This is a genomic window from Pontibacter russatus (genome assembly GCF_009931655.1).
In the GTDB taxonomy this organism is placed as follows: Bacteria; Bacteroidota; Bacteroidia; order Cytophagales; family Hymenobacteraceae; genus Pontibacter; species Pontibacter russatus.
In genome coordinates this window covers 2,702,364-2,714,898 of sequence record NZ_CP047984.1, presented here as the reverse complement: position 1 = coordinate 2,714,898, position 12,535 = coordinate 2,702,364, and the positions used below count along the sequence as shown (strand labels likewise).

Genomic DNA, 12,535 nt, shown 5'->3' with positions numbered 1-12,535 from the left:
CCTCGCGGTGTCCGCAGGTCCCGCGAGCGTCTGGGCGAACGATAGCTCTGGAAATTTATAGGGCCTGCGCACGCTGCGAGGTCTTCTGCATACTTCTTGTTACCGGATCGTATAAGTTGAGATGCAGAAGACGATTGCGCTGGAGCCGGGGAAGTATTACCACCTCTACACCCGGGGCAACAACAAGGAGACGTTGTTCCGGCACCCGGACAACTACACGCTTTTCCTGCAACTCTACCAAAAGTATATAGCGCCTTACGCCGATACGTTTGCCTACTGCCTGCTGCCTAACCACACGCACTTCCTGGTGCGGGTAAAGGACGAGGAGGCGCTGAAGCCGAGATGGCTGACACAAGACCCGGCAAAGCTGATAAGCGTGGAGCGCCAGTTAGGCCACCTGCTCAACGCCTACGCCAAGACCATCAACTACCGCTATGACCGCGTGGGGCGGCTGTTCCAGCACCGGTTCGGGAGAAAGGAGGTGACCTCAGAAGCCTACTTCACCAGGCTCATTTACTACATCCATTTCAACCCGCAGCACCACGGCCTGCTAGATGATTTCCGCGACTGGCCCTACTCCTCGTACCACAGCATGCTCTCGAAGAGCAAAACGGCCCTGCAGCGGGACGAGGTGCTGGAGTGGTTTGGCGGAAGAGATTGGTACAGGAAGTTCCACGAAGAAAATGCCGCCGACTTCACCCCCATCGCCCCGCTTATAGAAGAAGATGAAGCGTAAACCTAAAAAGACCTCGCAGCGTGCGCGCCTGCCCCGAAGCATTTCGGGGGCTCCTGCGAGCGTCTGGGGGAAGGATAGGCTGTTGCTCCGTGGGGTGATAGCCTAGGCTAAAATACTTTTCATATATAGATTGTAATGAATCAAAAAATATATACTATTGTAGACCCAAACCTGGACGCACATAAGTAAGTATAATATATACATTAGGAAAAGTTAACCTATAAGACTATAAATGATGAATACTGCAAAGGCAACTCTTAAAGCATCAGAAGTTAAGGCTACCACTGCAAGAGGGAAAGCAGTGGAAAAAGCCTATATTTCTGAAAGATTCAATGGCAAATTTAATGTTATAAAGGATGTCAAATCAGGTAAAATTGTTATCTCAGTTAAGTAGAACAATAACAAAATAATCATAAAAAATGGCTAACTTTATTTCAAAGTTAGCCATTTTTTATTTATGCTATATCGAGACAAAGACAGTGAAAGGTTAATCCCTCTTCAACAGGATGATGAGCCATATAGAAGCTCGTGGAGAAGAGACTATGCACGTTTAGTTCATTCACCTGCTTTTAGAAGGTTACAGGGAAAAACGCAGCTTTTTCCGGGACAAGAAAATGACTTTTTTAGAAATCGACTTACACATTCAATTGAAGTTGCGCAGGTTGCGAAATCCATAGTCTCTAAATTAAACTATGAGTTCATTGTCAATAATCAGAAGAGCAGCAATGGTAAACTTTATGCCATTGAGCCTGATATTGTAGAATTTGCCGCTCTTGCTCATGACTTAGGACATCCTCCGTTTGGGCATTTAGGAGAGGAAGCTCTTGATGAAATGATGAAGGATTATGGAGGTTTTGAAGGAAACGCTCAAACTTTACGTTTGCTAACAAGGCTCGAGAAAAAACATCTTTTAGATGAAGTAATATCTCCTGTCAAAGATGCGGTGTGCTCTGACAATAGAGTTGGCCTTAATTTGACCTACAGATCTTTAGCTTCTATACTTAAGTACGATTTGCCTATTCCTATTAGCTTTAAAGAGAGAGAGGTTCTTCTTGAGCAAGGAATAATAAGTAAATTAGTGCCTGTTAAAGGTTTTTATACAAGTGAGCTTGAAATTGTTAACAAATTTAAGTTGGCAGTGACCAATGGTAATTCTTATGAAGGGAAATTCAAAACAGTAGAATGCCATATAATGGATATTGCAGATGATATAGCATATTCTACATATGATTTAGAGGATTCATTCAAAGGGGGCTTTATAAAACCAATTGATTTGTTGGCTGCTCCAACAGAGGTAATAGAATACGTTGCTAAGAAACTCAATGAGCAAGACGGTGGCAACTTATCTGCAAATGATGTAAAATCAATCATAAGAGAAATTCTTGCAGAAGTTTTTGAAGTCCCTTTTGACTTCGGCAGTAATGGTATCGCTCGTAAGCTCAATAAGGAAGACCTTCAGGAGCTCCATTTCTTAGGTATACAAGTCGCCGTTGATACATCAAATAACATTTCAAACGACTCTTATTATAGATCAAATTTCACTTCAAAACTGGTTGGAAGATTTGTTAGGGCTGTTTCAATCGATAAGATAAATGAGAGTATACCTGCATTATCTACAATAAAAATAGACTCTAAAATTCGGCAACAGATAGAAGTACTTAAAGCTTTTACTTATCAGTATCAGATATCATCACCTAAGCTTAAAGTAGTAGAGTATAGGGGGAAAGAGATAGTAACAACTATTTTTGAGACTCTGTTAAAAGGTAACGGTAGCGATTTATTGCCTGAAGACTATAGGGCATTATATGCAAAAGCAGAAGGAGATGAACTCCTGCAAAGGAGAGTAATTTGTGACTATATTTGTGGTATGACAGATCGCTATGCTTTAGAATTTTATGCAAGGTTAAAATCTGAAAACTCACAAACCATTTTTAAGCCATATTAAAACAAAAAGGAGGCCGAATAGGCCTCCTTTTTACTATTATCAGATCTACTCCCTTACGATCCACAAGCTTCGCAAGCGTCAGGGTTATCTAAGCTGCAGCTCATGTCGCTGCGGTTTTGCTCCTGCTGGCTATATACCGGCGAGAGCGTCTCGGCAGCCTGTTTCTCCACCGTAAACTTGATAGCGTCTACCGCAGACTTGGTGCGCAGGTAGTACATGCCCGTCTTCAGGCCCTGCTTCCAGGCGTGGAAGTGCATCGAAGTCAGCTTGCCGAAGTTCACGTTTTGCACGTGCAGGTTCAGCGACTGGCTCTGGCATATATAAGCCCCGCGGTCGGCGCTCATGTCTATAATGGTGCGCTGGCTTATCTCCCACACCGTCTTGTACAGGTCCTTGATGTGCTGCGGGATGTTCGGGATGTCCTGCACCGAACCGTTGGCCGCGATGATCTGGTTCTTCATCTTGTCGTTCCAGATGCCAAGCGCAATCAGGTCTTTGAGCAGGTGCTTGTTCACCACCATAAACTCGCCGGACAGCACGCGGCGCAGGTAGATGTTGGAGGTATAGGGCTCGAACGACTCGTTGTTGCCCAGTATCTGCGCGGTAGAGGCGGTTGGCATTGGCGCCACCAGCAGCGAGTTGCGCACGCCGTGCGCCATCACCTCCTGGCGCAGCTCTTCCCAGTCCCAGCGGCCGCTCTCCGGCGTCACGCCCCACAAATCAAACTGGAACTTGCCTTCCGACAGCGGAGAGCCTTTAAACGTCTCGTAAGCGCCGTGCTTCTTGGCCAGGTCTTTTGAGGCCGTCATGGCCGCAAAATAGAGTGTCTCAAAGATGTCTTTGTTCAGCCCTTTCGCCTCGTCGCTCTCGAACGGCATGCGCAGGTGAATAAACGTATCGGCCAGGCCCTGCACGCCCAAACCAATCGGGCGGTGGCGCATGTTAGACTTGCGCGCCTCCGGCACAGGGTAGTAGTTGATGTCGATCACCTTGTTCAGGTTCACGGTGGCGTGGTATGTCACGTCAAACAGCTTCTGGTGGTCGAACACCTTGTGGCCGTTCTCCTCCTTCACGAAGCGCGGCAGGGCCAGCGAGGCGAGGTTACAAACCGCTATCTCATCCTCGGCGGTGTACTCCATAATCTCGGTACACAGGTTCGAGCTCTTGATGGTGCCCAGGTTCTGCTGGTTGCTCTTGCGGTTCGCGTGGTCCTTGTACAGCATATAAGGCGTACCCGTCTCCACCTGCGACTCCAGCACGGCAAACCAAAGCTCCTGCGCCTTCACGGTTTTGCGGGCGCGCCCCTCGCGCTCGTACTTCTCGTAGAGGCGCTCAAAATCCTTGCCCCAGCACTCGGCCAGGCCAGGAGCCTCATTCGGGCAGAACAGGCTCCAGTCGCCGTTCTCCTCCACGCGCTTCATAAACAGGTCTGGCGTCCAGAGGGCGTAGAACAGGTCGCGGGCGCGGTTCTCTTCCTTGCCGTGGTTCTTCTTCAGGTCCAGGAACTCGAATATATCGGCATGCCATGGCTCCAGGTATATGGCGAAGGCCCCTTTGCGCTTGCCGCCGCCCTGGTCCACGTAGCGGGCCGTGTCGTTAAATACCTTCAGCATTGGGATGATGCCGTTGCTGGTGCCGTTGGTTCCCTTTATATAGGAGCCCGTGGCGCGCACGTTGTGGATGCTCAGGCCAATGCCCCCGGCGCTCTGCGATATCTGCGCGCAGTTCTTCAGCGTGTCATATATGCCCGGTATGCTGTCGTTCTTCATCGTGAGCAGGAAGCACGACGACAGCTGCGGCTTTGGCGTGCCAGCGTTGAACAATGTTGGCGTGGCGTGGGTGAACCACTTCTCAGACATCAGGTTGTAAGTTTCAATGGCAGATTCGATGTCCTCCTTGTGGATACCCACGGCTACACGCATCAACATATGCTGCGGGCGCTCCACGATCTTGCCGTCCAGGCGAAGCAGGTAAGAGCGCTCCAGTGTCTTGTATCCGAAGTAGTCGTAGTTGTAGTCGCGGTCGTAGATGATGGTGGAGTCCAGCAGGGCGGCGTGCTTGCGCACAATCTCATATACATCGCGGGCAATGAGCGAGGCGTTCTCTCCTGTCTTCGGGTCCTCGTATGTGTAGAGGCGCTTCATGGTGTTGGAGAACGACTTGCTCGTCACCTTGTGCAGGTTGGATATGGCGATGCGGGCCGCCAGCACCGCATAGTCGGGGTGCTTGGTGGTGAGGGAGGCCGCCGTCTCGGCAGCCAGGTTGTCCAGCTCCACGGTGGTCACGCCATCATATATGCCGTCAATCACCTTTTTGGCCACCTCAATCGGCGACACATAATCCATGTGCAGGCCATAGCACAACTTCTCGATGCGCGCCGTAATCTTATCGAACTTTACGGATTCGCGTCTGCCGTCTCGTTTAACTACTAACATAGGCTTATAAAATTTGCGGGTTCTAAAGGCCCGGGTTATTAAATAGGTACAGGTATATAGGATCGTGCTGTCGGGGCAGCAGGAAGGGGTTGCTGATTGCTGATGGGTTAAATTGCTGAATGGTTAACTGGTCGGGGAGGCGGTGTAAAGCAGCTTCAGCGTAATCCGAATTCATACTCCTGCCGATAGACTCTCCTTTTAAGGAAGTTTATACTTCGGCTTTTCAACCATTTAACCATTCAGCAATTTAACAATTAAAAGTCCTCGTCGAGGGAGAACACTTTTTTGTCTTTGTCGCCGCCAACGCCTGCTTTCTGGTACTCGCCCACGCGCTTCTCAAAGAAGTTTGTCTTGCCCTGCAGCGAAATCATCTCCATAAAGTCGAACGGGTTGGCGGAGTTATATATCTTTTTGCAGCCCAACTCCACCAGCAGGCGGTCGGCCACAAACTCGATATACTGGCTCATCAGCTTGGCGTTCATCCCGATCAGGTCCACCGGCAGGGCGTCTGTCACAAACTCCTGCTCAATGGTTACGGCGTCGCGGATGATCTCCTGCACCCGCTCCTCCGGCAGCTTGTTCACCAGCATCGAGTACAGCAGGCAGGCAAAGTCGCAGTGCAGGCCCTCGTCGCGGCTGATCAGCTCGTTGGAGAAGGTCAGGCCCGGCATCAGGCCGCGCTTCTTCATCCAGAAAATAGAGCAGAAGGAGCCCGAGAAGAAGATGCCCTCCACCGCGGCAAACGCGATCAGGCGCTCCGTGAAATTCTCGCTGTTGATCCACCTTAGCGCCCACTCCCCCTTTTTCTTCACGGCGGGCACTGTCTCCAGGGCATTGAAGAGGTAGTCTTTCTCTGCCTGCTTCTTTATATAGGTGTCTATCAGGAGCGAGTAAGTTTCGGCGTGGATGTTCTCCATCATGATCTGGAAGCCGTAGAAGCAACGGGCCTCCGGCATCTGCACCTCCTGCATAAAGTTGATGGCCAGGTTCTCGTTCACGATGCCGTCGGAAGCCGCGAAGAACGCCAGCACGTGGCTGATGAAGTGGCGCTCGCCGTCGTTCAGGCTCTCCCAGTCTTTCAGGTCCTGGCCCAGGTCGATCTCTTCGGCTGTCCAGAAGCTGGCTTCGGCCTTCTTGTACATCTGCCACACCGCGTCATTCTGAATCGGGAACAGGACGAAGCGGTTGGGGTTCTCTTTCAGTATCGGCTCCATATCATGCATATCGTAATAACTTAAAAGGTTTGATGAAGAACGTTCGTTCTCGAAACTCCCGGCAGCCGGATATGTTTAGCGCTTGTCAAGCGGAGGCTGCTGTATCAGGAGTTCAAATATATAGAATTGAACTTGAAAGTCCGGTTGAAAGTTGTTCAATTTATGCACACCCTCCCAGATGCGGGGGAAGGCTATTTTAGGGGGTAATGCACAGGGTTATCCACACTGCGGCTGACACCTGAAAGCCATATATAAACTTGCTAAAATATTGAAATGTATGTATATAGCGCGCGCTCAGGCGCCTATGCAAACGCAGCGGCCTTGCTGCGGCAGGTTTGGTGTGCATGTACGGAGCCAGGCAGGTGGCGGATGCGGCAGGATGCCGTTGCTGCGCACAGGTTATGCGGGTTTTAGTGCAATTTGTGGATAAGTTTGGCAGCCGACTGGCGGTGTAATTGTTTGCTGCGCAGGAGGTTGGAGTTGTTTTAGACAGGCTGTCCAAGTGCTGGCGCAGATGTGAACAAGGTTATCCACAAAAATGTGTGCGGGGCGGGTGCAAGAGGCAAACAAATTGTGGCACAAGCCATTGTATATATAAAATATGAACCGTACCTTTGCGCTCTAAATCTTTTTAAATATACATTGAAGCTGATGTACGCAATTGTAGAAATCGCAGGTCAACAGACCAAAGTAGAGAGCGGCAAGTTCATCTACGCTAACAAGCTTTCCGGCAATGATGGTGACGCCGTTGAGTTCGCCAATGTTCTTCTTACTGATGATAACGGAACTGTTACGTTGGGCGCTCCTTTCGTGAGCGGTGTTAAAGTGGTTGGTAAAATCCTTGGCAACGTGAAAGGCGACAAAGTGATCGTTTTCAAAAAGAAGAGAAGAAAGGGATATAAGAAGAAGAACGGCCACCGCCAGCACTTCACTAAAGTCCTGATCGAGAGCATTGGATAAGCAGTAAGAAGAAATTTATCGTGAAATCTTTCCGGGCCCGCTTCGCTGACCTGGGTTAAAGTTAAAGAAACATGGCACACAAAAAAGGAGCAGGTAGTTCTAATAACGGCCGCGAGTCGCATTCCAAACGACTTGGTGTTAAAATTTACGGCGGACAGAATATCATCGCCGGGAACATTATTGTAAGACAAAGAGGTACTGCCCATCACCCAAGCGTTAACGTGGGTATCGGTAAAGACCACACCCTGTTCGCGCTGACTGACGGCGTGGTGCAGTTCAAGAAGGGTAAGAAAAACCGTTCTTACGTTTCTGTGCTCCCCAAAGTAGAGGCGGAAGCGTAGGTACAGCAGCAAACTGCCTCGGCAGTAGCGTTAGCGGGAAAGGGTTGCCATATATGGCAACCCTTTCTTTTTTGTGTCAGAGGGCAGTAAATTCCACGGGTTTGCTTTTGCGTGCTGTGGCAGCCTTGCCAGCTCTGCCGCCTTTAAAGTAGGAGACGAGCCCGGTCGCTACGCCAGCCGCCGAGAGCATATAGCCGCTGGGCAGGCTGTAAAAGGATACGGGAATGCTGATGAGCACAATGCAATAGCCTGCCAGCCACAGCAGGCCGAAGACAGCTGGCGAGCTTGCCGGAACCGGTGGTATATAAGCTGTTTTGAAGCCTGCCAGGTGCAGCAGCTTGGGTGCCTCCGCCGCGAGCAGCACCAGGTTCAGCAGCAGGAAGAACGCGAGCACGTACGGGGTGCCCCGCCAGTTTTGGGATATGGTGATGAGCAGGATGTTGAGGACCATAGGCAGCAGGGCAATTGCTCCCAGGGTGCGGTAGCGCAGCGTCAGCAGAAGAAAGCCAACCGTGATTTGCGAGTAGGCGATGAAGCGGGCGAAGAGGCCCAGGCCATATTGCGCCAGCCTGTCCTCCAGCCACACCGGCCCGATGAGCCCCGGAAATTTGTGCTCGAAATACAGCTTGGCCATGCCCGAGGTGAAAAAGATAAGGCCCAGGAACACGCTGGTGCCGTTCAGGAAAATCGTCTTAAAGTGCATCGCGTTCGGGTTTGGTAGCGGCCCTGTAAGCTGGGTTGAGCTTAAAATTTAAGTGTTGGAATTCCGGAGCCTCGGTAAGTAAGTTACCCTTTCCGTTAGAAACATGCGGGCAAACTATATAAACAGGCGCATTCTGTAGACCATCGCCCGAAACGGGCAGTTTTATCACGAAGCGGGCATTCAAACCAGGCGGTGGGCAGTGCCTGGAGCGTACTCATATATAGCTGAAGGAGCCCGCAGAATAATTTAGCGAAACAAAATTTTTATATACTGCCTATATATGCTTAACTTGCAACCTCTTATCAAGAAAGACCGAGGGACAGGGCCCTACGACGTCTTAGCAACCATGTAAGTGCTTGGTGCTAATTCCCTTCCGGACACGGCGTGCCGGAAAAGATAAGAATGTACTCCTCCCCGGTGTCCTTCTTGATAAGCCTAACGCAGCAGACTTATGAGAAGCAAGACGACACCAACCATGACCAACCATCCCATTCATACATTACTGAAGGAGCGTGTGCTCGTGCTGGACGGCGCGATGGGCACCATGATTCAGCGTTACCAGCTTTCAGAGGCCGATTTCCGGGGTGAGCGCTTTGCCGACCACCCCAGCGACCTGAAAGGCAACAACGACCTGCTTTCCATCACCCGCCCCGACATCATCAAGGCCATACACAAAGAGTACCTGGAGGCCGGTGCCGACATCGTGGAAACCAACACCTTCAGCGGCACCCGCATCGCCATGGCCGACTATCACCTGGAGGACCTGGTATATGAGATGAACTACGAATCGGCGAGGCTGGCGCGCGAGGCGGCCGATGAAATCACGGCGCAGAACCCGGATAAACCGCGTTTCGTGGCCGGCGCCATCGGCCCGACCAACCGCACCGCCTCGCTCTCGCCGGACGTGAACAACCCCGGTTACCGCGCCATCACCTTCGACCAGTTGGTGGAGGCATATTACGAGCAGGTGAAGGGCTTGGTAGACGGCGGCTGCGACGTGCTGCTGATAGAAACCGTGTTTGACACGCTGAACTGCAAAGCCGCCCTTTATGCCGCGCAGCAATATGTGCAGTACGGCGGCAAGGAACTGCCCATCATGGTATCCGGCACGATTACCGATGCCAGCGGCCGCACCTTATCCGGCCAGACGGTGGAGGCCTTCTGGAATTCCATCTCCCACGCGCCCATCATCAGCATCGGGTTTAACTGTGCCTTGGGAGCGCGTCAGTTGAAAACCCATATCCAGGAACTTTCCCGCATCGCGGATGTCCACATCAGCGCCTACCCAAATGCCGGTTTGCCGAACGCCTTTGGCGGCTACGATGAGTCTGCGGATGAAATGGGGGCTGTGGTGGAAGAATACCTGCAGGAGGGTTTGGTGAACATACTGGGTGGCTGTTGCGGCACCACACCCGATCATATCCGCCGCATCGCGGAGCTTTCTGCCCAGCACAAACCGCGTGTCGTTCCGGAACTGCCGGCTTATTCGCGCTTCAGCGGCCTGGAGCCACTTACCATCACACCAGAAACGCTGTTCGTGAATGTGGGGGAACGCACCAATGTAACCGGCTCCAAGAAATTCGCGCGCTTGATCGTAGATAGCAAGTTCGAAGAGGCCCTGTCGGTGGCACGGCAGCAGGTAGAGGGCGGTGCCCAGATCATTGACGTGAACATGGACGAGGGCATGTTGGACTCCGAGGAGGCCATGACCAACTTCCTGCACCTGATCGCCTCCGAGCCGGACATCGCCAAGCTGCCCATCATGATCGACTCCTCGAAGTGGACGGTGCTGGAAGCGGGCCTGAAATGTGTGCAGGGCAAGTCCATCGTCAACTCCATCAGCCTGAAAGAGGGCGAAGAGAACTTTAAAGCACAGGCCCGCAAAGTGCGCCAGTACGGTGCCGCCGCCGTGGTGATGGCCTTTGACGAGGAAGGCCAGGCCGACACCCTCGAGCGCAGAATAGAGATATGCGGGCGCGCCTACCGCATTTTAACGGAGGAACTGGGTTTCCCGCCCCAGGACATCATCTTCGACCCGAATATACTGGCCATTGCCACTGGTATAGAAGAGCACAACAACTATGCGGTAGAGTACCTGGAGGCAGTGAAGTGGATAAAGGCCAACCTGCCGCACGCCCTGGTGAGCGGTGGCGTGAGCAACCTGTCGTTCTCGTTCCGGGGCAACGACCTGGTGCGCGAAGCCATGCACACGGTGTTCCTGTACTATGCGGTGCAGGCCGGGATGGATATGGGCATCGTGAACGCCGGTATGATGGGCGTATATGACGAGATTCCCAAAGACCTGCGCGACCTGATTGAAGATGTGATTTTTAACCGCCACCCGGATGCCACGGAGCGGCTGGTTAACTATGCCGATACCATCAAGGGCAAAGGAAAAGCGGCGGCGCAGGCTGATACTGCCTGGCGCGAGGCCCCGGTGGAAGAGCGCCTGAAGCACGCGCTCGTAAAGGGTATTGTAGATTACATCGAGGAAGACACCGAGGAAGCCCGCCAGAGAGCCGTAAAAACGCTGGATGTGATTGAAGGGCCGCTGATGGCCGGTATGACGGTGGTGGGAGACTTGTTCGGTGCGGGCAAAATGTTCCTGCCGCAGGTGGTGAAGAGCGCGCGCGTGATGAAGAAGTCGGTGGCGTACCTGCTGCCCTTTATGGAGAAGGAGAAACTGGCCTCCGACACGTCCAAGTCAACGGCGGGCACCATTCTGATGGCCACCGTGAAAGGCGACGTGCACGACATCGGCAAAAACATTGTGGGCGTGGTGCTGGCCTGTAACAATTATGAGGTGATAGACCTGGGTGTGATGGTGCCGCTGGACAAGATTCTGGCGGAGGCCGAGGCGCAGAAAGTGGATATGATTGGCCTGAGCGGACTGATTACGCCCTCGCTGGATGAGATGACCTATGTGGCGCAGGAGATGGAGCGGCGCGGGCTGAAGATTCCGCTTCTGATTGGCGGCGCTACAACCTCCCGCGTACACACGGCCGTGAAAATAGCGCCGCAGTATAGCGGGCCGGTGGTACACGTACACGACGCCTCCCGCAGCGTGACGGTGGTGGGCAGCCTGCTGGGCAGCAACCGCGATGCCTATATAGCCGAGATAAAAGCAGAGTACCAGAAGCTGCGCGAAGATCACCTGAGCCGTACCAAAGACCGCGCTTTTGCCACCATCGAAGAGGCGCGCGCCAACAAGTTTAAGGTAGACTGGGCGGCCACGCAGCCTGTCAAACCTAGCTTCCTGGGCAGCAAGGCTTTCAATAATTACCCGCTTTCCGAGATTGTGCCCTATATCGACTGGACGCCTTTCTTCCATACCTGGGAACTGAAGCGCCAGTATCCGAAGATTCTGGAGGATGCGGATCTGGGCGTGGAGGCGCGCAAGCTATTTGCCGACGCGCAGCAAATGCTGCAGGAGATTGTAAATAACCAATTGCTGGAGGCGCGTGCGGTGGTGGGTTTATACCCGGCCAATGTGGAGGACGATGATACCATTGAAGTATATAGCGACGATGCCCGTGCCAACGTGCTAACAGAGTTCCACACGCTGCGGCAGCAGGGCAAGAAAGGCGGCAACGTACCGAACATGGCTTTCTCCGATTTTGTGGCTCCGAAGGAAACAGGCATACCCGATTATATAGGTGGCTTTGTGGTGTCCACAGGCTTTGGCATCGAGAAACTCATCGAAAAGTACGAGGCGGATCACGACGACTACCATTCCATTATGGTGAAAGCGCTGGCCGACCGCTTGGCCGAGGCCTTTGCGGAGCTGATGCACGCCAAAGTGCGCAAAGAGCTGTGGGGGTATGCACCGCAGGAGAACCTGGGCAACGAGGAGCTCATCAAGGAGCAGTATCAGGGCATCCGTCCGGCGCCGGGCTACCCCGGCTGCCCCGACCACACCGAGAAAATCACGCTGTTCAACCTGCTGAATGCGGAGGAGCAGTCTGGCGTAACCCTGACGGAGAACCTGGCCATGTACCCGACGGCGGCAGTAAGCGGCCTGTACTTCTCACACCCGGAGTCGCGCTACTTCGGCCTCGGCAAGATAGGGGAAGACCAGGTGGCCGATATGGCCCGCCGCAAGGGCATGCCGCAGGAGGAACTGGAGCGCTGGCTCTCCCCGAACCTCAACTACGAGCCGACGCCGCTGGCACAGCAGGCGGTGTAGATTTACCTCACCCCA

9 protein-coding genes and 1 riboswitch are annotated in these 12,535 nt (G+C 52.7%); of the genes, 6 read left to right on the top strand and 3 right to left on the bottom strand.

Annotated elements, in window-relative coordinates; translation table 11 throughout:
- Window positions 1–121 precede the first annotated feature (121 nt).
- The 3 genes from GSQ62_RS10895 (at window position 122) to dgt (ending at window position 2,681) form a co-directional block, all read left to right on the top strand.
- Window positions 122–736 carry a hypothetical protein gene (locus GSQ62_RS10895; protein ID WP_161889525.1) on the top strand — a complete coding sequence of 205 codons (615 nt, stop codon included), beginning with the start codon at window positions 122–124 and terminating at the stop codon, window positions 734–736.
- Window positions 737–968: 232 nt separating this feature from the next.
- The gene (locus tag GSQ62_RS10890) at window positions 969–1,130 is read left to right on the top strand and encodes a hypothetical protein (protein WP_161889524.1); all 162 of its coding nucleotides are present in this window, start codon (window positions 969–971) and stop codon (window positions 1,128–1,130) included.
- 63 nt (window positions 1,131–1,193) lie between these two features.
- A complete protein-coding gene (gene dgt, locus GSQ62_RS10885; protein ID WP_161889523.1) occupies window positions 1,194–2,681 on the top strand; it encodes a dGTP triphosphohydrolase in 1,488 nt (495 codons plus the stop codon).
- 53 nt (window positions 2,682–2,734) lie between these two features.
- Here the strand turns inward: dgt and GSQ62_RS10880 are convergent, their stop codons facing one another.
- Complete coding sequence (locus GSQ62_RS10880) at window positions 2,735–5,116, bottom strand: ribonucleoside-diphosphate reductase subunit alpha (protein ID WP_161889522.1); 2,382 nt, start codon at window positions 5,114–5,116, stop codon at window positions 2,735–2,737.
- A 254-nt stretch (window positions 5,117–5,370) separates the two neighbouring features.
- On the bottom strand, window positions 5,371–6,339 hold the full coding sequence (locus GSQ62_RS10875; RefSeq protein ID WP_161889521.1) for a ribonucleoside-diphosphate reductase small subunit: 969 nt from the start codon (window positions 6,337–6,339) through the stop codon (window positions 5,371–5,373).
- Between the two features lie 642 nt (window positions 6,340–6,981).
- Between GSQ62_RS10875 and rplU the strand changes: the two genes are divergently transcribed.
- Together rplU and rpmA are read left to right on the top strand one after the other, a co-directional pair.
- A complete protein-coding gene (gene rplU, locus GSQ62_RS10870) occupies window positions 6,982–7,290 on the top strand; it encodes a 50S ribosomal protein L21 (protein WP_161891411.1) in 309 nt (102 codons plus the stop codon).
- 71 nt (window positions 7,291–7,361) lie between these two features.
- Window positions 7,362–7,631: a 50S ribosomal protein L27 gene (rpmA, locus tag GSQ62_RS10865; protein WP_161889520.1), complete on the top strand. Its 270-nt coding sequence runs from the start codon at window positions 7,362–7,364 to the stop codon at window positions 7,629–7,631.
- Between the two features lie 76 nt (window positions 7,632–7,707).
- On the opposite strand, the gene GSQ62_RS10860 is transcribed toward rpmA, so the two are convergent.
- A complete protein-coding gene (locus GSQ62_RS10860; RefSeq protein ID WP_161889519.1) occupies window positions 7,708–8,334 on the bottom strand; it encodes a hypothetical protein in 627 nt (208 codons plus the stop codon).
- A gap of 296 nt (window positions 8,335–8,630) precedes the next feature.
- Window positions 8,631–8,737: riboswitch (SAM riboswitch) on the top strand.
- Window positions 8,738–8,785: 48 nt separating this feature from the next.
- Between GSQ62_RS10860 and metH the strand changes: the two genes are divergently transcribed.
- Window positions 8,786–12,520, top strand: coding sequence for a methionine synthase (gene metH / locus GSQ62_RS10855; RefSeq protein WP_237586591.1), 3,735 nt, complete (start codon window positions 8,786–8,788; stop codon window positions 12,518–12,520).
- The last annotated feature ends 15 nt before the right edge of the window (window positions 12,521–12,535 follow it).